Here is a 24,370-nt window from a genome sequence, read left to right on the forward strand (position 1 = left end):
CGATTACTTTAATGTTGGTCCGGATGACGGTCCGAAACTTTGTTTTGGTGGGTCCGGAGCCAGTTTTCCATCAGGATGCGGCCGGTGTCGCTGCTGCCCGGTCTGGTTTCGTCGAGAACCTGATCGATTAACTGGGCGGCCTTTTCTGGCTGTCCTGCTTCCTGGAACAGAAGGGCCTCGGCGTAACGTGCTGACAAGCCACCCGGATTGAGTTTCAGTGCGCGGCGAATACCTTTAAGTGCGCGTTCCTTCATACCGTCCATGACATCGACAATTGCAAGTCCGCCATGGGTCTCGCCAAATGTACGATCTAGCGCGTAAGAGCGGTCGAGTGCCTGGCGGGCCTGAACGCTGTCCCTGCGCAGGATGTAGACCCATGCCAGAAGATGCCAAGTGCCGATATGGTCCGGCATGAACGCGACTGCCGTTTTGAGATGCTCTTCTGCTGCATCGAATTCCAGCTCGTTGAATTCCAAGCGAGCGAGCCCGGACCAGGCCCGACCGCAATCAGGATGCGTCGCGACTGTATGAAGCCAGGCATTGCGAGAAGCGGTGATGTTGTTTTGCTCGAAGTGAACAGAGGCGCAGGCGATTAGGGCGTCGAGTTGATCGGGGTCGTCTGCCAGTGTTTCGTGCGCGGTAATCAGCGCTGGGGAGTAGTTGTCGTTTTCGTATTGCAACAGTGCGAGCAAGCCGCGTATTTCCGTATTTTGAGGCTCTTGCTGCAGGGCCCGTGCCGCCAGCACCTCAGCCTCTTCGGTTTCTTCTAGGTGATGCAATGCGCGCGCATGCATGACCAGTAATGGCGTTGGACTGTCAGGCTCATTGCTCAAGCGTGAAAGCAGTGCGTGTGTCGAGGCGTAATTGCCGTTGTAGAAGTGTCCCATGGCGGCATTGAAGATAACGGCGGAGTGATCGAGTCCGCCCTCGATTGCTTTGTCACCGAAATCGCCTGCGTCGGCGTATTGGCCTGCTTGCAATGAGGCGTGTGCCGCCAGGGCAAGAACTTTTGGCTCTTCAATGGCTCGGGTCTTTACATGGTCAATTAACTGCTGGCCATATGAGGTATCACCCAGGTCAACCGCGAGTGACAGGGCGTCAATCAAAAGCGACAAGTTGGCGGGATCATGTCCCAGGTAGGTGAGCAAGCGCGCCAAGCGATTATGTTCGGCAGACGTGTTGTCAGTGGCCATGAATGGTTTCTTTGTTGGCAATCGGTAAATAAAAAAGGCGGATCTGCCGGGTGATTATTGCCCTGATAATTGCTGCCTGTCATGCCTTTAAAGCTGATTTCGATGTTTCATAAAATATTTTTTGTCATCCCTAAACTTTTCTCAAAAGCCGAGCATAAGCACTAGCAATAGCGCTGCTTGGTGGTTGGGCGAGCAGCCAATTTCTTTGGGCCGCAGGTCGGCTTAGCCTCGTCGGGGGAGTGATAGGAATATGGTTGCCATCGTCGCCGGTAATGGATTAGGGCTGTTCAATGCATCGTTGAATTCGTTGGGGGGCAGCGGCCAAGGCAACCTGGGACAGGCCGGGGGCCAGGCGTTGGTGAATGTCAGCAACGGCAACCTGGTGCTGCGCTTTACCGACGAGCAACTCTCCGGCCTGGGCCAGGATCTGCTGCACACGCGTACCTACAATACCCAGGGCGGCTTGAGCGATGGCGATGCCGATGGCTGGCGCTGGGACGGCGAACGCAGTCTGGTACTGACCGGTACCGTGAACACTGTCGGCAGCCAGGTGACCCGTACCACGGGCGACGGTCATCAGACGGTCTATCAATGGAATGGCAGTAGCTATCAATCGACTAAAGGTGATGGTGCCCATGACACCGTTACCTGGGACGCCGATGTCGGTCAGATGGTCTGGACTGACGGCTCTCGACGGACCGTCGAACGTTACGACGACAATGGCAGGCTGCTGTCGGTCTCCGACGCCAACGGCACGCAAATCACTTACGGCTACGATGCCAATGGACGCTTGAATTCGGTCAAGGACAGCTCCGGCCAGGAACTGGTGCTGAATTACAACGCGTCCGGCAAGTTGGAGCGCGTCGACACGCGCAATGCTGCGGGCGGTGCGTTGACTCAGCAGGTGTATTACGGCTATGACGCCCAAGGGCGGCTGATCAATGTCAGCACCGATCTAAGCCCGGAAGACAACAGCATTGCCGACGGCAACGTCTACCGCACTGAATACACCTACGATGGCGCCAGTTTCCGTATCGCCAGTGTCGTCCAAAGCGACGGCACCTCGGCCAGCTTCACTTATCAGTTGCGGGATGGCGAATACCGAGTCAAGACGGTTTCCGACGGTTCGGGGACCACCACCTTCAACTACGACATAGCCAGCAACCGTACGGATGTGCTCAATGGCTTAGGCCAGCAGTGGAGCTATTACTACGATACCGATGATCGCTTGATCGAAGTGCGAACCCCGGCGGTGGATGGGCTGCGCCTGTCCACGCGTTATGCCTATGATTCGGACGGCAATGTCACCAAGGTCACGGATGGGCGCGGCAACGCCGTCACCTACCAGTACGATGCGAACGGTAACGTGCTGTTGGAGCGTGATGCGACGGGGGCCACGGTTGCGCGTAGCTACAATGCCGATAACCAGTTGCTCAATGAAATTCGCTACACCGCGACAGCGACCCTGAACACCACCACCGGGGTTTGGGCAGAGCCGTCGGCCAGCACCGCCCAGGTCACCCGATTGGCCTACGACAGTAATAATCGAGTGCGCTTCATGGTCGATGGGCGTGGCCAGGTCACGGAGTATCGGTATAACGCCCAGGGGTTGAGAACTCAGGAAGTCGCCTACGGTGATGCCCTGTTTATGTTGACTGGGCTCACACCGCAGGATGTGTTGACCGAGTCGCAATTGGTGACCTGGGCCGGTTCGCGAGATCGAACCCGTTCGACCCTTACCGAGCTGAGTTATGACTACCGCGGCAATTTGAGCCGTCGGGTCGCTTACGGCTCGGTCGATGCTGCCGGTACAGGCGTCCAGGAGAGCAGCACCAGCGTCACCGAGTACGTTTATAGCCAGCATGGTCAGTTGCTGCAGACGCTCGTAGTACGTGCGGCAGATCGGAGCCGGAAGATTACCCTCAGCTCGGTTGTCTACGACGGCCTCGGGCGGGTGATCAGCCAGACCGACTCGGCTGGCACACGGACGACCGCCTATAACGGTACCGGCCGTACCGTGGCGGTGACCAATAGCGCCGGCATGACCCTTACGCAAACCTACAACGACCGAGGCCAACTGCTTGGCCTGACGCAGACCGCTGCCGGCCTGGCGTCGCGTTCCACTTCGTATGTCTATGACGATGCCGGCCGGCAAGTCATGGTCCAGGACGCGACAGGCGTTCGCAGCTATATGTTTTACGACGAGGCCGGGCGGGTCACTGCCTTGGTGGATGGCCTTGGTGCGGTGACTGAGTACAGCTATAACGCCGCCGGGCAACGCGTGCAGGAAAAACGCTATGCGACCCTGGTTGATACTTCGGCCTGGTATGACGGTAGCGGGGTGCTCAAAACGCTTGTAGCTGAAGTTCGTCCGCTGAGCGTCGCCGCTGATCGCGTGACTGTTTTGAGTTACGACAATGCCGGTCGACTGAGCACCAGCACGGATGCCATCGGGACGCTGACCGCCTTCACTTATGACGGCAAAGGCCGGCTGATCCAGCAGCAGACCGGCGATCGCACAACGCGATTTTTCTATGACGCCAGCGGACATCAGATCGGTCAATTGGATGCGGAAGGCTATCTGCGTGAAGACCGTCATGACGCCGCAGGTCGGCTGACACAGAGCATTCGTTACGCGAACGCGACAGTGCTCGCCAATCGGGCGTCCGGCACCCTCGTCAGTTTGCGTCCACCTTCGGCGGGTGATTTGACGAGTTGGTATTTCTACGACACGGCCGGTCGGCAGATCGGCAGTGTCGATGAAAAGCAGTTCGTCACTGAAACGGTGTACGACGAAGCGGGCAATACCCAGAAAACCATTCGATATGCCACGGCCTACACCGCCGCAATTTCCGCTGCGACCACCTTTGCAACGATCAAGAGCGGCGTGGTGGCGGGTGCGGCACAAACCGCGACCACGACGTTTGATGATCAGGGACGCGTGGCCCTGCGCGTCGCTACAGACGGCACGATCACCGCGTACGAGTACGATTCATCGGGTCGCCTGGTGCGTGAAACCCAAGCCCAGGGCACCACCGAAGAGCGCAGCACCCGCACCCGTTATGACGCTTTTGGACAAACCATTGGCAAGCTGCTCGGTGAAGCATCGGCACGCGTAACGACCGGCATGAGCGACGCCGAAGTGGCTGCGATCTATGCGCAGTACGGTTTGACCTATCAGTATGATTCAGCCGGGCGGGTGGCCAGCGCCACTGACGCGCTGGGTAACCGGACGTTGTCCTACTATGACGCGGCCGGGCGCCTGACTCACGTCGTCAACGCAATGGGCGAGGTCAGCGAAACGGTTTATAGCGCCTTCGGCGACGTTCGCGAGCGGACTGATTTCACGGGGCGGTTGGCCGCGGCGGATACTGCCGCACTGTCGGGCGGTGTGTTGAATGCGCAACTGAAGACACTGGTACAAGCGATCCGCAACGCGACCAATGACAATCGGCGTGTGTATGGCTATGACAACCGTGGCCTGCTGACGTCCTCAACCGATGCCATGGGGTACGTGACCGGTTACAGTTATAACGCCTTCGGCAACCAGACATCCGTCACCCGCACAATCGCCACGGGGAACACGATTGTCAGCAGCATCACCTACAACAAGCGTGGCGAGCAGATAAGCCGCATCGACGATACCGGCGGTTTGGCGCGTAGCAGCGCCACTGTTTATGACGCCTTTGGCCGTGTGACCAGCCAAACCGATGGTCGGGGTCTGGTCAGTACCACCACCTATGCCAGCAATGGTCGGGTCATCACCCTAAAGAATCCACTCAACCAAGGCCAGACCAGCGAATACGATGCCTTCGGTCGAGTGCTCAAGCAAACGGATGCACTGGGCAAGGTCACCACCTACGCCTACAACGACAGCACGCGCAGCCTGACGGTGACCACCCCTGACGGCGTCAGCGTGGTAACGCTCAAGAACCGTCATGGCCAGACTCTGACGATCACCAATGGCATCGGGGCGGTGACCCGTTACAGCTACAACAAGGACGGTCAACTCGTCACGAGCCAGGATGCCCTGAACCGGACCACGACCAATGCCTATGACGAGGCCGGGCGACTGCTCACCGTGACCGACGCCTTGGGCCGCATCAGCCGCTACGGCTACGACGCCGCCAACCGCGTGCTGACCCGTACCGATGCCAACAACGCCGTGACCCGCTATAGCTTTGACGGCCAGGGTCGCCAGGTGCGGGTGGTCGACGCGGAAGGGAAAACCGAGCAACGCGTCACTGACTACGCCTATGACCGTAAAGGCCAGTTGCTGAGAGTGACCCAAGATCCCAATGGTCTGAAGCTCACCACCAGCTACAGTTATGATGGCGTGGGCCAGCAAGTGCAGCTGATGCGCGGCACGGTGGCCAGCCCCAGCCAGCAGGTCACCCTATACGCATTCGACAAGCTGGGCCGGCGTATCAGTGAACGCCAAGACCCGACTGGACTGAACCTGACCACCCGCTATAGCTACAACGGCAACGATCAGGTCACGCGCAAGATCGATGCGGCCGGGAACAGCACTTGGTATGCCTACGACAATGCCGGTCGTGTGAGCGCAACCATCGACGCCATCGGGTATGTCAGCGAGAACAAGTACGACGCCAATGGACGGGTGGTGGAGACGGTACGTTATGCCAAACCGATCCAGGTGCCCACGGTTGGCAGTAGCGATGGTCGGACGCTGACCCTGACCGGAAACTCTCGCGGGTTGACCGCGCTGGACAAAATCGCCATCGATCCGACCAAGACCTACACCGTGCGTGTCAGGCTGCGTCAGATAACGGGGGAAGGCAGCATCTACGCCGGCGTAGTAAGTTACGACAATGCCGGCAACAAGCTCGCCAATACCTCCGGAGGAACCTATTCCTATAACGCAGCCGTAGCCGTGAAGCTGACGCCTGAGATGGGTTGGCGGATCTTCGAAGGCATCATAAGCGGCACCAGTCCCAGCAGTGGAGGAGACAACCGCAACAAGTTCATTGAGGGGAGCGTCAGCGCAGTACCTCTGCTGCTATACAACTATGGCGTCGACGGCAGCGGCGATCCCAGTCGCTTGGTCGAAGTGGATTCACTCGAACTGATCGATACCGCGACCGGCCAGGTCCTCAACGTCAATGCCAACGCTAGTGCTGGCCAGGCGAACTGGTCCGCAGTCAACGGTGTGCATAGCGCAAGCGACGCTCTCAGCGCCGAAAATCTCCAAGCACTGCTGCGCCCGGACATTGATGATCGGCACACCCAATTCGTCTACGACGCGGTGGGCCGTCAACGCTACGTGATCGACGCCCAGGGTGGCGTTACCGAGAATAAGTATGATGCCAACGGACGGCTGACCCAGACCGTTCAATACGCCACGCGTGTCCAATTGCCAACGTATGGCAGCAACGACGGCGCAACGCTTTCCCTGAAGGGCAACTCAGGCATTTTTACAGCGCTGGATAAAATCGCCGTCGATCCGGCCAAGACCTACACCGTGCGCGTCAAGCTGCGTCAAGTGACGGGAGAAGGCCTCGTTTATGCCGGCGTGGTGACGTATGACAGTGCGGGCAACAAACTCGCCAACACGTCCGGAGGAACATTTTCCTATAACGCAGCTTCGGCAGTGAAGCTGACACCGGAAATGGGTTGGCAGACCTTCGAAGGGACCATCAGCGGCACCAGCCCGAACAGCGGCGGGGCCAACCGCAACACGTTCATCGAGGGCAGCGCCAGCGCGGTACCTCTGCTGTTGTACAACTATGGCGTTGACAGCAGCGGAGATCCCAGCCGCTTGGTCGAAGTGGATTCGCTGGAGCTGATCGACACCGCCACCGGCCAGGTCCTCAACGTCAATGCCAATATCAATGCGGGTCAGACGAACTGGTCCGTGGCCGGCGTCAACGACATTCATGGCGCAAGCGATGCCCTGAGCGTCGAACAGATGCAAACCCTGCTGCGCCCCGAAAGCGCCGCAGACCGCACCACCACCTACACCTACGACGCCGCAGGACAACAAAAAACCGTGACCGACGCCGCCGGCAAGGTCGAGTCCTACACCTACGATGCGGTAGGCAACCGCAAAACCCTGACCAACAAAAACGGCCACGTCTGGACCTATAACTACGACGCGCTCAACCGTCTGGTGGAAGAGATCACGCCAGCCGTCGCCGTGGCGAGCATCACCGAAGCCGGCGTGGTGTCGGCGGTGAGTCGTTACCTGGTCACCAGCAATACGTACGATGCCCTGGGCAATGTCATCAGCCGCACCGAGGGCCGCCTGCGAGTCAGCGTCGCCGCCGATCCAGCCCTGGATGAACTGACTGAAGCGCGCACCACCGCCTATGCCTACGACGCCGTCGGCCGGCAGATCCGCATCACCAGTCCAGGCTGGTACAACAAACTCAGCGGCCGTTACCAGCAAGCCTCGGATGGTACCGCCAACACCTTCCAGGTCAGCACTGAGGTTACCTACGACAGCCTTGGCAACGCGGTACGCAACCGCGTGCGAGTCAACAACAGTGGGGCGGTTTCTACTGATTTCGTCGACAGCTACAAAGTCTACGATGTGCTGGGGCGCGTCAGTTACGACATCGACGGGCTCAAGGGCGTAACCGCCTATGCCTACTATGGCCTGGGCCAGGTCACTCGCACCGTTCGCTATGTGAATGCGTTGTCCCTGGCCGTGCCAGCTGCGGGTTATTACCTGGGAACTGACCTCACCGCCACCACGCTGGTGCCGAATGCCACCCTAGACCGTACGCTGATCACCACCTACGACGCCCTCGGACGCAAGACCGCAGTGCAGCAGAACCTGGTCAGCCTTTACACGTTCACGGGCAACGTTGCCACTTCGACCTTGACCACCGTCGCGCCTACCACGCTCTACAGCTACGACGCTTTCGGCCAACTGGTCCGGGAAACGCAAGTTGCGCGTAATGCTAGCGGCGTAACTGTCATGACGGGGGCAAGCAGCGTTCATTACTACGACGTGACTGGCAACCGCATCGGCAGCGTGGACGCCTTAGGCAATTACACGCGTATGGAATACAACGTGCAGGGCAAACTCACGCGCCAAGTCGAGTATGCAAAGGCGTTGAGCGCTTGGAATGAAAACTCGATCCCGAGTGCGCCTGTAGCCAGTGCCAACGATCGCAGCACTCGCTACGACTACGACGTGATGGGCCGCTTGAGCCAAGTCACCCAGGAAGGCGTGCGCTACTGGCGACAGACCGTTAACGCCGCGAACGGCGTCGTCTCGGCCAGCGCCATTGTTAGCAACCTAGTGGTGAGCCGCCTGACCTACGACGGTGTGGGCAACACCCGCACGGTGACCGACGCCGCAGGCAATGTCACCACCACTGACTACAACGCATTAGGACAGGTCAGCAAGGTCACTGAGCCCGCGCGGCTCACGGCGAAAAACGGTGCGGTTGATCCATTCGCGTCCGGCTCGGTCCTGGCTTCCCCGGTTATCACCTATGCGCTCAATGCTTTCGGGCAGCAGATTCGGGAAATCCGCGCGGCAGGTACCGACAGTGCAGGTATCGTACAGGCTGGTTTGGCCCAGGTTACCCGCACGCGCTACGATTCGAATGGTTATGAAATACGAAGTCTCGATGCCAACGGCGTTGCTACAAATTACAAGGTCGACGTGGCGGGGCGTCGTACCGAACAGAGCCTGCAGACCAGCGTTGTGCTGAGCGGCTGGACGGTGGGTGGCTCGGCTCTGACGCGCAACCAAACCCTGCGGCGCAGCTTCACTTACGATGCCCTGGGCCAGCAACTCTCGACGACCGACTGGTACACGGCGGCTGACGGCACCCAAAAAGGCACAACAACCTCAGCGCTCTATAACCGTTTTGGCGAAGTGACCAGTCAATTGCTCAACGGCTATCTGCAGGCCAGCTATCAATACGACCAAGCAGGCCGCGTCATTCAGCAACAGAACGCCCAAGGCGTCGCCAAGCTGGACTACGACCTGAACGGCAAAGCCACGCGCAGCAACCAGATCGGTGATGCTGCGATTGCCACCGACGACCGTATCACCTACACCCGCTACGACAATCTGGGCCGCGCCCTGGAGCAGCACCTACCGGCCTTCGAAGCAAACCTCAACGCGGACACCCTCAACAACATCACCCTGACCCTGGCGACCCCGATCATCCGGCAGACCTACGATCGCTGGGGCAACATGCTCAGTCGTACCGATGCCCGAGGCTATATCACCGCCTACACCTACGATCACAACAATAAACAACTGACCGAAACCCTGCCGGTCACCGACATCCTCCGGGAAAACGGCACCAGCTATCGCGCGAGCTTGATTCATGAAAAGCGCTACGACGGCTTGGGCCAGTTGATCCAGGAAACGGACCTGGTCGGACCTTATGCGGGGGTAGCGACCAGTACCGAGCTTCGCGCTCGTCAGCATGTGTACAACCAAGCTGGGGAACTGATTCGCGACGTGGATGCGTTGGGTTATTCGCGCAACTACATAGTGGATAGCAATGGGAATCGGGTGGCCACCCAGGATGCCTTGGGCACGGTGCTGGTCGATCGTTATGACGCGATGGATCGGCAGTTGAGCCATGGGATTATTCGCAATGGGGCGGCTGTCACACTGCTGGCCAATCAATACGATCAAGCGGGGCGATTGGTTGGAGAAATCAGCGGTAGTACGGCGGTTGAGGAAACGTTGGTTAGTACGGCCAATGCTAATAAATCCAGTACGGTCACGGGTATTGCGGGGAATGTGCGTTACACGTTGTTTGATGAGCGGGGGAATATTGTCAAGACCCGTAATGAGTCTAAGATCGAAAAAAGTTATGAATATAATCAATTTAACCGGAAGAATAATGAAGTTGATGGGCTGGGTAACTCTCTGTCGTGGACGTTTGATGAGGGGGCGTACGGGAGGCTGGTAAGTAGCAAGGATTATGGAGGAAAGTACGACTATTCATATAATTTTTTTGGTCAGGTTCGCCAGAAACTATCTCCGTCAACCTATCAGTCCGCTTCGGGCGAGGTTATGGATACAGGAATATCTATAGCTGCTAACTATAGCTATTACTCTAACGGTGCTCTGAAATCCATAGAAAATAAAGTGGATTGGTCGGGAACTGATGAGATAAATTCCGCAATTTCAAGGTACGAATATAATCTAACCGGTGAAAAGGTACGTTCGATTGACTCACACCGGTCAAAGAGCTCGCTAGTTTTGGCCTGGGATGTCAACGTTAGTGCCGAAACACGTTATAAGATTGATGAGCGCTCCAGGTTGAAAGAAACAAAGGCTCCGGTAGGAACAACTTTGTGGGGGGACTATGGAGGTGTTGGCAGTACAGCGCGAATTGACTCACTTCGTTATGATTTTGACGAGCAGGGGAACCGTCGTCGCGCATATATGGATGCTACGAATCAATCGGGACTGCGTACGGTAATCGAAACTTGGAATAAGTTCGATGATGAAGACAGGGTTTTGGTAGGGGATGGGTTTCTGTCTGGTGGTGTGGTCGTAGCTGGTAAGTTGGGAGGTAAGATAAAAGGCTATTCCAATGCATACGATGGCAGTGGGCGTAGGGTCGCTTCTGAACAATGGTCAAGTTCAAGCTCGACTAATGAGAATTTTCGTCGTGAAGAATACGTCTACAATGATGTAGGGCAAATAATTAGCTCAGCCTCCCGAAGTGTGAGTCGCGCCTTGGGTGCGAACAGTTCTCAGCTTGCTATTTTTCTAGGAGATATTAGTGTCGATTTCTCCACTACATACGATGATCGCTCGAATCGTACGGGGCTGGTTACCTTTAAGGGGGGGGGTGAAGTAGCTTTTAGCAGCTATTCTTATCGGGGTGATGGTAAAGTCAGCTCTCAAGTTAACTATAAGACCTCAGGCGGGGTGCGAAAAAAATCACAAGCAACATTTTATGGCGAGAGCGCCATGATAGATGCTGTAGGCAATCAAAGAGCCTATCGTTATGTTGTTTATAATAGTGATGGCGTTGGCGTGAATTACACCGGCGCATATAGTAAAACATATCTTCTGGCAGATACTTATAAAGAGAGTGAGACGGTTGCCACCTGGAGCTTGGGAGGGACGCCCGGTATTGCCTCTTACATGTATTCAACAAAGGGCGCGTTGAGTAGTATTTTTAATGGGGTTGGGTATCGAACGTTCTCATCTAACGGCGAAAATCAGATAACGGCAAATTTTGCCCAAGATTATAATAAGAGCAAAAAAGTTCAGAATTATTTTTATTATAATGGCAGTGCGCTTGCAAATGTTGGTACAGCCAGTGCTGCGGAGATCAGTGATACGTATGTCCCAATTTCCAGTGATTATCCCGGATTAAATCCAAGTACTTATATCCTTGCCCAAGGAGATACCCTTGAACGTATCGCGCAAGCGGTCTGGGGCGATCCTGGTATGTGGTATTTGATCGCTGATGCAAATGGCCTGGACCCCAGTAAGCCTTTGCTGCCTGGCGATAGCATACAAATACCCAATGTGGTGAGCAGTAATCATAACAATGCCTCCACTTTCAAGCCGTATGACGCTAGTGAGGTGATCGGCAATACCACGCCTAGCCCCAAATTACCCCCGCCACCCAAACCAAAGAAAAAGAAGAGTGGTGGTCTGGCGAGTGTTGTCATGGTGGTGGTGGCTGTAGTCGCGACGGTATTTACGGCGGGAGCGGCGTTGGCCGCGGTGGGTGCTGCGGGAAGTATGACTATCGCTGGCGCTGGGGTTGCTGCCCTCAGCGGTGCGGCAGGATGGGCTGGCCTCGGAGCCGCCTTCGTGGGCGGCATGGCCGGTAGCGCTGCCGCCCAACTCGCCGGCAATGCCATGGGGGTGACCGACGGCTTCTCCTGGGGACAAGTCGCCATGGGAGGATTGGGTGCTGCCGTTGGGGCTGGAGTCGGTGGGTTGGTGTCGGGCGGGCAAACCGTCCAGCAACTGGCGCAGGTGGGCAGCTATGGAAAAATCGCCACTGCCGCCGTACTGAATTCTTTTGGCAACTACGGAGCCAGCAAAATTGTCGGCTTGGATACCAGCTTCAGCTGGCGATCAATCGCCACGTCGGCGCTGGCTTCGGTGGCCACCGCTCGGATCAGCCAAGGGTTGGGCCTGACTACCGATAACTTCAAATCCAACTTCATTAACGGGGTCATTGGCGCTCAGGTCGGTTCCAGCGTGCAGGCCTTAATTGGTAAGGGAGGTAAGCTGGACTACGCGGACGTAGCGGCAGATGCCTTTGGTAATGCGATAGGGAATGGTTTGATTGAGGCTTCGCTGCCGGGGGGCAATTTCTTTGGTCCGAGATCGGGTGACAGTGAGCGGCAAAAAATTGTTAACGGCGCTTTCAAGCGACGAGAGCAGGCGGGCTATACAGAACAGAACAGCGATATTCCTTCCAATGGTTTTTCAGCGTCGCTTGCCACCAACCAGTTTCAAGAGATGTTGGATAGCGGGCAATTGCCCGACACATTGACGAGTGCGGAGGTTACTCATCTCGCTCGTGAAGCTGAAAAAAACGGTGGAATATTGCCTGATAACCTGCGGCGAGCTGTCTTCGATGTGGCTGAGACGTTGTTCTCAGCTAGGGTGTATGCCGATACGGATCTGATGGGTACCAGTCCCACCCGTTTCGATACGGGTAACGGAGCGCTAGACATGGTGTACGGGCTTAACTCCGTTATTCATAACGGTGTTGCCCTCGGGGTCAACGGTATCTGGGCTGGAGCGAATGCCATTCCTATTGGATGGGCTGAGTTGAGTGGACGAACCTTTGAGCAGGCGAACCAGGACGTGCTGGCAGCCTCAGCGGCGGTTCCAGGCGGAATGTTCGCGGGCCGGTTGCTTGCGCCGTCGGCTTGGTTTTCTAATAAGGTGGATTTTGCGCTTTCTCGGGTGGTGCACTCGGAAGCCTTAAGTGGGGGCAGTGGTCGCTTCTCTACCTTGTCAAATTTTCAATTGATTGATGACGATGTACCTATAGCTGATATTCTGGGCGCGCCAGCTCCAAATACTGTGTATCGCGCCCTGACTCCTGCGGATGTCGCGGCGTTTGAAGCCGGAGAAGGACTGACTGCCAAAGCCCCTAATGGTTTGTGGAGTGCTTCAGAGCATGTTGCAAATGAAGGCGAAGGTATTGGCGGGGCGGCAGCTAATAGTCCTTGGATTTCTACGACCCGTCTTTTAGATGTGGCTAAAGGATATGACAATGGGGATGGGATCGTTGCAATCGACCTGAATAAGCTCGATACGTTGCAGGTTGAGGTTTGGCGACATGCCCCGCGCCTAAATGGGGTAGAGGGGCTTCCATACCATCGCTCTATATGGTCTCAGGAAGTAACCGTATTTCAGAAAATTCCACTCAGTGCAATTATTGGGCCGATAAAAATACCATGAATGATTTAATTATTGACCAAGAGCGACTTAGGGAGTGGACTGGAAGGCTTCTTCTGCCTATCCAAGCGGAGCGCCAAATTGACTTATTGGCTGCTCGAGAAGTTGTTCTCTGTGCTAAAAAATTGGCTCGCACCCTAAAGGGGTGCGAGCTTATTCCTAGGTCGATTCTTAATGAGTTGCATCGGACGATAAGGATATTGCGAGCTGAAATTCCATACCTTAAAAATGGTGTGGGTGATGCTAGTCAAGTCGCTGATGAAATCGAGCTTGTGTTCGATATGATTCTTCGTGGTGAATGTTTTGGGGATAGGGTGCCAGGTGTTCCTCGTATTATCTAACTTGCTGTTCTGGGAGTATTGCTGAGGGGGTCGCAATGTTTGTTGGTTCAAGAAAAACACCAAGCCAAATAGAACTGCTTGGTTTCGAGCAGCTGGATCAAAGTGCTCACATGATGGAGTGGCTAAGGAGGGGGCGCGACTTTAGACAGTTTATTATTTCTGATTTGGAGGAAGAGTTATATACTCAGGATCGGGGTTCTCAGCTTTTATCAGCGCATCTCAAGTCGCAGCCTGACTTTGAGACTAAGGTGCTTAAAGAAACATCAAGTACACAAACAATAGTGAAACAGTTTTCTGTGGTCCTTGCTTTTTCTCTACGGGTGAGGGCATCTAATGGTGTGATCTGGGTGTTAGATGTTAATCATGGTTACTATGCTAAAAATATGGATCTGCCTGGGCAGTTTCAGCTTAGATTGAGTTTTTTAGTTATGGGTGCTCAGGTAGAAACTTAAGGAAAGAAGGACGAAGGAGAAGCGTGGACAGAGCCGGAGTGACCCTTACCGAGTGATGCGTCGAGCGCAAGTAGCTTTCCCAGCGCTTTCAAAGCTCAATTGGAGAAAACGCCTGGCAGGCCCCGAAGGGCCGCCGTTTCCCCGAGCCTTGCTTCATCCGAGCATTGGGTCCTCGCGTAGGAAACTTCTGAAAATCCCTCCAAAAGCACTATTCTGACCCCAAGTCTCTCGCCGGAGGTTTTCTGTCGCGTTACGCTCTGGATGTCGCTGCACATTCAGCGACCGGGCTTGGTAACCCGGGTGAATAAGGCGTAACGGTGCACAGACAGGATTGCGGGCTTTCAGGCCTGTGATTTTGTTTTATAGCAGCTGTGCGTGGGACGTCTTCTGACGTGCCGGTTTCCTTGATTCCCGGTTTACCAACCTGCGCACAGCTGCCACCCATTCGCCTGGTAATGGATGCGGCAGCTATTCGAATGCATATCGATAGATCAAGAAACCGCCTTATCTGCTCCGCAGCTTTGTATCGCGGTCCCGCTGCATCCAGTCCATGGAGATAGCAAAATGACCGAACAAGCAGCAGCAAAACTATCGGCTAAACCCATTCCACTATTGCTCCGACCGTCCGCTGTTCGGGTTAAACGGCGGTGTTCCGTTAAATGAAGCGTTGCAACAAGTGTCAGATCTCTTGCATCTCGCCTATCGACTTGCAGAGGACGCAACCTTCGAAAGGAAAACGGATCGCCATGCCTGGGCCGCTCATTATTTAATAGAGATGAGCAAAGCAGTGATTGATGATCTAGTAAAAGTCATGACGGTTACACCTGAGGAATCAAAACACTCCACTAGCTAACGACGTACCGAGACAGCGAACATTCGATTCGTCGGAACGGGAAAAAAGGGCAGGCCACGATTATGGGGAGGACCGATTACAGGAACTCAAGTCGTGACCTGTCCCCGGTTCCCCTCCGGGGGCTCCCTCGAGATCCAAGCCCCTCCCGCCACCATTCATCCCTGTCACGTAACATCCTGTTGCATCCACTGGCACTATATCGCTATCATGGCAAAATCATGGCTATCTGCCATTCATGTTATGGCGCGCCCAAAGCGCACCTTAGGAATCTAGGGATCTAGCTCAGTTGGGGTTATGGATGACGCAGGACTTCATGCTTTACGCGCTCAAGGAAGCGCTGCTGACCGCCGCGATGGTTGCCGCTCCGTTGCTGCTTGCCATCCTGATCGTCGGGCTTCTGGTCAGCATCCTTCAAGTCGCCACCCAAATCCAAGAAATGACCCTGACCTTCATCCCCAAGCTGATCGTGACGGTGGCCATGTTACTGGTCTTTGGTGGCTGGATGTTGACGGTCCTCAAACAATTCGCACTCAGTGCATTAACTCAGGCCGCTAGCTTCTAGCCGCGTTTTTTGGTGTGAGTGTGTGCTGACGTCCTTCTTCCTCAATGCGCTTCTCGTGTCGGTCAGGTTGATTCCGCTAGTGGTGGTTTCGCCGATCCTGTTTTTTTCGCGCATTCCGTTGACCGTCCGGTTGATCTTGGCACTGGCGTTGTCCGCCGTGTTGGTCGGCAGCATGACGCTCGCTCATGCGCCGGTCTTCACGCTGCCGGTGGTGTTGGGCGAGTTGCTGTTGGGTGTGCTAATGGCGTTCGGTTTTCATGCTGCCCATGCCGGTGTCGATATGGCTGGCAAGTTGATCGACACTCAAATCGGCTTGAACGCAGCTGGAGTGTTCGATCCGGGCACTTCCAATATGACCGGCTTGACGGCCGATTTATTGGCCTGGTCTTTGGCCGCGTTGTTTCTCGTGCTCAATCTGCATCACGATTTGTTCAGGGTTTTCGCTCAACTGTTGGTGGCGGTTCCGCCCGGTAGTGTGTCGCTGACGACGTTGTCCGTGCCTCTGGCGACGGTCATGACGCAACAGTTTTTGCTGGCGTTCATGATTGTTGTTCCCGTAATACTCGGCTTGTGGCTGGTCGATGTTGCCTTTGCGTTCTTGTCCCGCTCAATGCCCCAGGCCAATGTCTATTTCCTGTCCTTGCCCCTCAAGTTGGGCATAGGCATGTTTATTTTTATCCTGACCTTGCCGATGATCGTCCAGCGCTTGCCGCTGCTGATTGAAAACGCCTTGCGGTTTGCCCTGTCACCAGCAGGTGTTCAATGAGCGATCAGCAGGACAAGAGCGAAGAAGCAACGCCCTACAAACTCGAAGAAGCCCGTAAGAAAGGGCAGGTACCGCGCAGTCCCGATCTGTTGTCCTTCATCATGTTGTTGACGTTCCTGATGGTTTTTTCGGCCATTGCTTATCCCTTGGCAAGTGTCATCGCCGCTCACACCCACTGGTGGCTGGGCAACGCCGGGCAAATGGGGCAAGGCTTTGGTTACCTGGGGGAGCAGGGCGGCTACAGCCTGCGGCAGGTGGTGTACGGGTTGTTGCCGTTGATTGGCGCGTTGGTGCTGATGGCGATCCTGACGAACCTGCTGTTCAGCGGCCCAGTGTTTTCAATGACGGCGTTGAAGCCTGATTTCAAGCGGCTCCATCCGATCCAGGGCCTCAAGAAACTCTTTTCGCGACGCATGTTCGTCGAGTTGATCAAGGTGCTGGTCAAGGGCGCGTTGTTCTCGTTGGTCTTGTATTACCTGTTCCAAAGTGTGATGCCGCAGTTGTTGGGCATGGCGACGATATCGCCCCTGGAATTGCCTCAGGCCGGCAAGCAGTTATTGATGCAGTTGGGCTTTACGGTTCTGGCGGTGATGGCGGCGGCCGCGCTGTTCGATATCTGGTATTCGCGGCGCGAGTTCGGGCGGCAGATGCGCATGAGCCGTCGGGAAACGAAGGACGAACATCGGCGCCGCGAAGGCGATCCTGAAGTTCGCTCCAAGCGCAAAGGTATCCAGCAGGCGCTGCTGAAAAAAGCCGCAGCGTTGGGCCAGGTCAAGGATGCCGATGTCATCATCACCAACCCGACCCATTACGCGGTGGCTTTGCAATACCGGCCGTCCAGTATGCTCGCGCCCAAGGTGCTGGCCATGGGACGCGGTCTTCATGCCCTGCGCATTTGCCATGTAGCCAGGAAGCATCAAGTCCCTATTCTGCGCCGTCCACCCTTGGCGCGGGCACTGCATGCCCTGGCGCGGGTCGATTCAGCGATTCCGGATTCGAGCCAGGCCGACGTGGCACGTATCTATCGCTGGGTCATCGCACTGCCAGGCAATAAGGTGCTCACGCCATGAAGCCACTGTTGTCGCGCATGCTTTCCGAGGGCAGCGATTTGCTACTGGCCGTGGCGGTCATCGGTATTTTGCTGGTGTTGTTCACGCCGATTCCCACTTGGCTGCTGGACTTGCTGCTACTGACCAACTTTGCCGTCGCGTTGCTGGTGTTGCTGGTGACCTTCGACATCGACAAACCGTTGAGCTTTTCGACTTTTCCTTCGCTGTTGCTGATGACCACATTGTTTCGCCTGGCCCTGAATATCTCCGCGACGCGGCTGATCTTGACCGATGGCGATGCGGGACTGGTCATCGCTGCCGTGGGTACCCACGTCGTGGGCGGCAACTACGTGATCGGCTTTGTGATCTTCCTGATCCTGGTGGTGGTGCAATACGTGGTGGTCACCAGCGGTGCCCAGCGCGTGGCCGAGGTGGCTGCGCGTTTTACCCTGGACTCCTTGCCGGGTAAACAGATGAGCATCGACGCTGACCTGAACATGGGCATCATCGACCAGGAAGAAGCCAAGCGTCGACGCAGCCAGTTGGAGCGTGAGTCGAACTTCTACGGGGCGATGGATGGCGCGTCCAAGTTCGTCAAGGGCGATGCGATTGCAGGCATTGTGATCATCGCGATCAACATCATCGGCGGCCTCTCGGTGGGCATCTTGCAAAAGGGCCAGAGCTGGGGCGATGCGTTGCATCACTACACGTTGCTGACGGTGGGCGATGGCATCGTGACGCAGATTCCGTCGCTGATTATTGCCGTGGCGGCGGGGATCATCATCACCCGCGCGGCGACCGATGCGCGACTGGGGCCGGAGCTGGGGCGACAGGTGTCGGCTTATCCCAAGACCCTGGTGGTGGTGGCGCTGGTCACGCTGTTTCTAGCGATGATGCCAGGGCTGCCCTTGATTCCGCTGATGATGCTGTTTTGCGCGTTTGCCGCGGCGGCGTGGTTTTCCTACCGCAAGTTGCGGGGCAAGGTCAGCGCAGACGAAGGCTCGCAACAGGACTTGCTAACCGGGCAAGACAGCGAATTCGGCGACGTCTACGCGTTGATGAATACTGATGCGTTTGAACTGCGTTTGAGTGCCGACCTCGCGGCGCACGTCCTGGCAGCCACAAGTACCTTGAGCCTGCGCATCGAAAACCTGCGCAAGCAGTTTGCCAAGGATTATGGCTTTGCCTTGCCCTCGCTCACTGTGCACGCCGACAAGAAGTTGGCCAACGGCACCTACCAGGTCTGTGTACAGGGCGCGGTGATTGCGGCAGGCGAGTTGGAGTTCGACAAGTTACTGGCGATCAACCCCGGTGGCGCAACGCTGGTGCTCGAAGGGCGCGCCACCAAGGAACCTACCTACGGGCTCAAGGCGCTCTGGATCGAAGTGGCGCAACGGGCCCAGGCGCGCACGGCGGGCTACACCCTGGTCGAGCCTGACACCGTGTTGCTGACCCATTTGTCCGAACTGGCCCGCCGCTATGCGCCGGAGTTTCTGACCCGTGCCGAGACCGAGCGGTTGATCGAGAAGAAACGTGCGGGCCTGGGCAGCCTGGTGGATGAACTGGTGCCTCAGGTCCTTAGCTACTCGGACATCCAGCGAGTGCTGCAACTGTTGCTGCGCGAGCAGGTGTCCATCCGCAATCTCGAGACCATTCTCGAAGTGCTGGTGGATGCCGGGCGTAGCAACAAGAGCGCCGAAGACCTCGTCGAGCGGGTGCGCGAGCGCCTGGGCGCGGCCCTGTACGAGCGTCTGGTGGATAAAAATGGCGAGCTCAACGTGTTGACGATCGCACCGCAACTGGAAGGCTACATGCTGGCCGCCTCGCGTCCGCGCGAAGGCCTGCAATCGGCATTGCTGCCGGCCCAGGAACTGGAGCGTTTTGTGACCACCGTCGCCCGTGAAGCAGAGCGGCAACTCAGTGGCAACAAACAACCGGTGCTGCTATGTGCGGCGCCGTTGCGACGGGTCTTGCGGGCCTTCATGTCGCGAGCCGTGCCGCACATGGCGGTGCTGTCGGTCAATGAAGTGGGGCAGCACGCCCGCGTCACCTCGGCGGGCATGATTGAGCTGCCCGGTTTCCCCAGTCTGGAGTCTCCATGAGCGATCTGATCATGCAACTGGCTGGGGTCATCCAGCGTGATGTCGATAACTTGAAAGCCGTTTCACAGAACGTCGCCAATGCTAACACTTATGGCTACAAGGCCGAGCGCACTTTCAACGTAATGGCGCCGCAGGTGGCCGGGCCTGGCGTTGCAGGCGGACTCGATGACATCCAGGCGCAGACGTGGATCAGCACCGACGGCGGAGCACTGCAACACACCGGGCGTGTCGCAGATCTCGCGCTGTCGGGGGACGCTTGGTTTGCGATGAAAACGCCGGGCGGCGTGTTGTTAAGTCGCGATGGACGATTCCAAGTCGATAAGGCCGGTTATCTGGTGAGCAAGGCGGGTTATCCGGTATTGGCGGATGACGGTCCTCTGCAGGTGGCGGATGGGGTGCTCAAAATCGATGCAGCGGGAGAAGTCAGTGTCGATGATCGACCGATTGGCCACCTGAGCATTGTCCGCGCCGACAATCCTCAGCAAATGCTCGCCGTTGGGGATGGCCTGTACGCGGCCGGCACCGCGATCACCCCAGCCAAGAACTTCGTGGTTCACCAGGGGTTATTGGAGCGCTCCAATGCGGCCATGGGCACCGACATGGTGAAAATGATGGAAGTGTCGCGGCATGTCGAGACCATGCAGCGAGCGCTGTCGGCCTACGACAGCATGCTCAACAGCGGTATCAACCAAATTGGCAAGAACTGATCAAGGAATGTGTTTGTGATTGACTCGTTAAGTATTGCCAGCTCCGGGCTGACCGCGAACCAGGCATGGATCGATAGCATTTCGAACAACGTCGCGAACATGCAGACCATTGGCTACAAGCGCAGTCAGGTGGACTTTCATGACATGGTCCGTGAGGTCGGCACACGTGACGATGGCGGAGGCTCGACCGAGAGCTTGCTGACGGGTGCGGGCATCCAGGCGTCGCAGCCGAGCCAGGTCTTTAGCCCGGGCACTATCCGCGAAAGCGGCAACGCATTGGACTTGGCCATCCAGGGTGATGGCTTCTTCGAAGTGGCGTTGCCGACGGGCGAGTTGGCGTACACCCGCGCGGGACGTTTCCATCTCGACAGTGAAGGGCAACTGGCGATGCCGGATGGGCAGACGTTGACGGCCGATCTGCGCGTACCGCCAGACGCCCGCAACCTGGTGATCAAGCAGAACGGCGAGGTTCAGGCGACCATCACCGAGACCGGTGAAATCATCACCGTCGGCCAGGTACAACTGGCCAAGTTCGCCAGTGCCGAAGCGTTGTCCAAACTCAGTGATGGCCTCTATCGGCCGACCCAGGCCAGTGGCGAAGCCATTTATGCCGAGCCGGGTCGAGACGGTCAGGGTGTGTTGCTGCAAGGCTATGTCGAGATGTCCAACGTCAATCTGATCGACGAGATGAGCGGGTTGGTGTTGGCACAACGTGCCTATCAGATGAATGCGCGATTGCTGCAAGCCAGCGATCAGATTCTGGAAACCATCAATAACCTGCGCCGTTAACCCGATGACGATTTTCAAGTGGGTCGGATGTGGGCTGTGGCTGGCATGTGCAGGCTACGTTCACGCGGCGCCTGGTGTCGGCTGCGATGCTGCAGCGGCAAGTCACGCCTTGACGATGGCCACCCAACTTCTCAAGGCGCAGTTGGCGACGCCAGGGGTTGAGCTCCAGCTCTCGCCTATTGGTGATCTGCCTGTTATGGGACATCCGCAGATCAAGGTATCGAGCCAGGGCATACGCAGTCGGGTGCCAGTGGCCTTCAGTGGCACGGTGTGCGGCCATGATCGACCCAGCGTGGTGACGGTATGGTTCAAAGTCCAGGCCTGGAAAGACGCATGGGTCTATGGCCGTAACGGACGCGCCGATCAGGTCTTGTCTGATGTTCAACCCCGGCTGGAAAGGGTCGACTTGGCAGCGGCGCAACTGTCACCAAGCGACCTACCTGAGGAGATATCGGGGCATTGGCTGAATCAATCGGTCAATGCCGGTATGCCGGTGCTTAAGCGTCATCTCAAGGCCGAGCCTCTGGTCCATCGCGATGCTCCGGTGACCGTGGTGGTCTTCGGTCCCGGATTGATGTTGCGCACGGAGGGCAAGGCGCTGCGCCCGGGTGTGCTGGGAGAGCGCGTCCCCGTGATGCTGGAAGGCGCCGAGTCGAGCCTGCTGGCGGTGGTCGCTGGTAAAGGAGAGGTTCATGTGGAGAAGTGAAGCCCGCACGGCATGGCTTGTCATGCTGTTGCTGCCCGGAATGGCTTGCGCCCAAAGCCTGATCAACCCCGATGGTTATCGTTCCCTGACCGGTGACCGTCGTGGCTATCACCTGGGCGACACCCTGACGGTCCTGGTGGTTGAATCGACGACGGCCCAAAGCGCGGCCGGTACCGGAGCCGACAGCAATACCGATATTTCCGCGCGCACGGGGCTGGACGGTAATAACCATCAGGCGAGCGTGGGCTTGCGAGGCGATACCAGCGGCAATGGCCAGACCAACCGCAGCGGACAGATTCGTACCAACGTTTCGGTACGGATCATTGAACAACTGCCCGAGGGCTTGTTGCGCGTCAGCGGCGAGCAACGGGTAACGGTCAATGATGAGAAGCAGCAGGTGCGGATCACCGGTCTGGTTCGACCCGATGACATCGCCTACAACAACACGGTGCTTTCCTATCGCCTGGCGGACGCGCAAATCGACATCGTCGGTGATGGTGTGGTGACCGACGCGCAGAAGCAGAACATCATTTTCCGGGTGCTCAAGTGGCTGCGAATCTTATGAAAATGCTTGTTCGACTGCTCTCGGGCCTGCTGCTCGTCCTTTGGCTACAGCCGACGCTGGCTGACGTGCGGATCAAGGAGCTGACGCGCATTCAAGGCGTGCGGGACTATTCCATCATTGGCTACGGCTTGGTGGTGGGTTTGGCCGGCACCGGCGATACCGATCGCAATCGGGCCACTCGCCAATCGTTGGTCAATACCCTGAAGAACTTCAACGTGAACGTCGCCGATGGAGACCTCAATACCCGCAACACGGCGGCGGTGATGGTCACCGGAAACCTGCGCTCATTCAGCGAGTCGGGGGACAAGCTGGACGTCGAGGTTTCTTCCCTGGGCGATGCCCGCAGCCTGCTGGGGGGCACCTTGTTGATGACCCCCCTGTACGGCCCGGACGAAAAACTCTACGCCCTGGCCCAAGGACCGATGTCGGTGGGTGGCTACGTCTTCGAGGCCAACCAGAATTCCGTGCAGAAGAACCATCCAACCGTCGGGCGCATCCCTCGGGGCGCCAGCGTCGAGCGTTCGGCCTTTTCGGAAAACGATGAGGTTTCGAAAAACCTGGTGTTGATTCTCAATGAGCCGGACTACACCACCGCGCAACGTATCGCCGATGCCTTGAGTCGCGAGTTGGGCGTGCCCGGTGTGCGTGTCGTGCATGCCGCCAAAGTAGAGGTGCCCGTGACCGCCGGCATGACCGTGCCTCGGTTGATTTCACGGGTACAGAACGTTTCGGTAGCGCCGGATTATGCCGCTCGGGTGGTGGTCAACGAACGCACCGGCACGGTGGTGGCGGGCGCCAATGTCCGATTGGGCGAGGTGAGTATTTCCCAGGGCTCACTGAGCGTGGTGATCAGCACCAAGTTCCAGGTATCGCAGCCGTCCTGGGTTGCGCGAACCGGGCCGAGCGTCGGTACGGTGGTCGTGCCCGATACCGAACTGACCGTCAACGAAGAAGAGCATGGCCCGGTGAAGCTGGCTGAAGGCGCGACCGTTGGGGATCTGGTGAAAGCCCTTAATCAGGTTCGATTGAGTACGCGGGAAGTCATCACCGTGCTGCAAGCCATCAAGCAGGCGGGCGCTTTGCACGCCGAACTCATTGTTCAATAGGGAAGTTTGATGTCAGCCGATATGAATCTGGCAGTAGAAACCGTTCGTTTCGCCATGAGCCTGGAACAGTTGCGGGCGAAGGTTGCCGCGCACAACATCGCCATGGCAAACGTTCCGGGGGCCAAGGCCATGCGTCTCAACGGCTACGAACCCATGGCCGCTCTGCGCGGTTTGCACAATGACCCTGAGCTGTTCGGCCAGGCATTGCGTTCGCTGCAGGACAGTGAGTTGACGCCCTACCTGCAAAGCTATACGCCGGTCTCGCCATTGGCATTGGACGGTGAAGTTGCGCAGATGTCGGCTGCGAGCGGTCGCTATCAGGCATTGGCGGATGGCGTATCGCGCCAGTTCGCATTGATGCAATTGGCTATCCGGGGAGGGCGCTGAGATGCCGTTAGACAATATCAGCGAGATCGTTCGTGGCAGCATGGCTTATGAGCGTTCACGGGTAGAAGTCGCAAGCTACAACCTGGCGATTGCCAACGTGGCCATAGGACCGGGCGAGCGTTCACCGTTACTCAGCGTGTCGCCCCCAACCAGCTTTGCCGGCCAAGTGGGACTGCGACAATCCATTATCCAAGCACAATCGCGTAGCGACAGCCGTCTGGTTCATGAACCGTCCCACCCCATGGCCGACCAGAACGGCATGGTGCATTACCCGAACATCGAAGCCGCCAGGGAAATGGCCACGTTGGTATCGGCGACCCGCGCCTATGAAGCCAATATTCGCTCTTACAACAGCTTGCGCGAAATGACGCTCAAAGCCTTTGAAATTGGAAAGTGAT

The 24,370-nt window shown here is 57.1% G+C and carries 15 protein-coding genes and 1 pseudogene; 15 read left to right on the forward strand and 1 reads right to left on the reverse strand.

Annotation, left to right across the window (positions count from 1 at the left end):
- Window positions 1-8: 8 nt before the first annotated feature.
- Window positions 9-1,193, reverse strand: a complete 1,185-nt coding sequence (locus J3P95_RS10860; protein WP_434577358.1) for a tetratricopeptide repeat protein — start codon at window positions 1,191-1,193, stop codon at window positions 9-11.
- A 250-nt stretch (window positions 1,194-1,443) separates the two neighbouring features.
- Here J3P95_RS10860 and J3P95_RS10865 point away from each other — a divergent pair, with 250 nt between their 5' ends.
- From J3P95_RS10865 to J3P95_RS10935, 15 genes and pseudogenes are all read left to right on the forward strand, one after another.
- Window positions 1,444-13,590, forward strand: coding sequence for a LysM peptidoglycan-binding domain-containing protein (locus tag J3P95_RS10865; protein ID WP_434577356.1), 12,147 nt, complete (start codon window positions 1,444-1,446; stop codon window positions 13,588-13,590).
- A complete protein-coding gene (locus J3P95_RS10870; RefSeq protein ID WP_434577354.1) occupies window positions 13,587-13,928 on the forward strand; it encodes a hypothetical protein in 342 nt (113 codons plus the stop codon). Before J3P95_RS10865 ends, J3P95_RS10870 begins: the two co-directional genes overlap by 4 nt.
- Before the next feature lie 35 nt (window positions 13,929-13,963).
- Complete coding sequence (locus J3P95_RS10875; RefSeq protein ID WP_434577353.1) at window positions 13,964-14,380, forward strand: hypothetical protein; 417 nt, start codon at window positions 13,964-13,966, stop codon at window positions 14,378-14,380.
- A 564-nt stretch (window positions 14,381-14,944) separates the two neighbouring features.
- Window positions 14,945-15,233, forward strand: a pseudogene (locus J3P95_RS10880) (DUF3077 domain-containing protein).
- Between the two features lie 298 nt (window positions 15,234-15,531).
- Window positions 15,532-15,795: a flagellar biosynthetic protein FliQ gene (locus J3P95_RS10885; RefSeq protein ID WP_434577351.1), complete on the forward strand. Its 264-nt coding sequence runs from the start codon at window positions 15,532-15,534 to the stop codon at window positions 15,793-15,795.
- 55 nt (window positions 15,796-15,850) lie between these two features.
- The gene (locus tag J3P95_RS10890; RefSeq protein ID WP_434626674.1) at window positions 15,851-16,561 is read left to right on the forward strand and encodes a flagellar biosynthetic protein FliR; all 711 of its coding nucleotides are present in this window, start codon (window positions 15,851-15,853) and stop codon (window positions 16,559-16,561) included.
- Window positions 16,558-17,631 carry an EscU/YscU/HrcU family type III secretion system export apparatus switch protein gene (locus J3P95_RS10895; protein ID WP_434577349.1) on the forward strand — a complete coding sequence of 358 codons (1,074 nt, stop codon included), beginning with the start codon at window positions 16,558-16,560 and terminating at the stop codon, window positions 17,629-17,631. The genes J3P95_RS10890 and J3P95_RS10895 overlap by 4 nt, the downstream gene beginning before the upstream one ends.
- Window positions 17,628-19,712 carry a flagellar biosynthesis protein FlhA gene (locus J3P95_RS10900; RefSeq protein ID WP_434577347.1) on the forward strand — a complete coding sequence of 695 codons (2,085 nt, stop codon included), beginning with the start codon at window positions 17,628-17,630 and terminating at the stop codon, window positions 19,710-19,712. Before J3P95_RS10895 ends, J3P95_RS10900 begins: the two co-directional genes overlap by 4 nt.
- Window positions 19,709-20,419: a flagellar hook-basal body protein gene (locus J3P95_RS10905; RefSeq protein ID WP_434577345.1), complete on the forward strand. Its 711-nt coding sequence runs from the start codon at window positions 19,709-19,711 to the stop codon at window positions 20,417-20,419. Before J3P95_RS10900 ends, J3P95_RS10905 begins: the two co-directional genes overlap by 4 nt.
- 15 nt (window positions 20,420-20,434) lie before the next feature.
- A complete protein-coding gene (locus J3P95_RS10910) occupies window positions 20,435-21,208 on the forward strand; it encodes a flagellar hook-basal body protein (protein ID WP_434577344.1) in 774 nt (257 codons plus the stop codon).
- Window positions 21,209-21,323: 115 nt separating this feature from the next.
- On the forward strand, window positions 21,324-21,914 hold the full coding sequence (gene flgA / locus J3P95_RS10915) for a flagellar basal body P-ring formation chaperone FlgA (protein WP_434577343.1): 591 nt from the start codon (window positions 21,324-21,326) through the stop codon (window positions 21,912-21,914).
- Window positions 21,901-22,479 (forward strand): flagellar basal body L-ring protein FlgH, encoded by a 579-nt coding sequence (locus J3P95_RS10920; RefSeq protein WP_434577342.1) that lies wholly within the window; start codon window positions 21,901-21,903, stop codon window positions 22,477-22,479. The genes flgA and J3P95_RS10920 overlap by 14 nt, the downstream gene beginning before the upstream one ends.
- Entirely contained in the window at window positions 22,476-23,585 is a 1,110-nt protein-coding gene (locus J3P95_RS10925; RefSeq protein WP_434577340.1) for a flagellar basal body P-ring protein FlgI, read from the forward strand. Before J3P95_RS10920 ends, J3P95_RS10925 begins: the two co-directional genes overlap by 4 nt.
- A gap of 9 nt (window positions 23,586-23,594) precedes the next feature.
- Entirely contained in the window at window positions 23,595-23,972 is a 378-nt protein-coding gene (locus tag J3P95_RS10930) for a hypothetical protein (protein ID WP_434577338.1), read from the forward strand.
- Between the two features lies 1 nt (window position 23,973).
- Window positions 23,974-24,369, forward strand: a complete 396-nt coding sequence (locus J3P95_RS10935) for a flagellar basal body rod protein FlgC (protein WP_434577337.1) — start codon at window positions 23,974-23,976, stop codon at window positions 24,367-24,369.
- Window position 24,370 lies beyond the last annotated feature (1 nt).

The organism is Pseudomonas sp. Z5-35 (assembly GCF_051131945.1).
Taxonomy (GTDB): domain Bacteria; phylum Pseudomonadota; class Gammaproteobacteria; order Pseudomonadales; family Pseudomonadaceae; genus Aquipseudomonas; species Aquipseudomonas marvdashtae.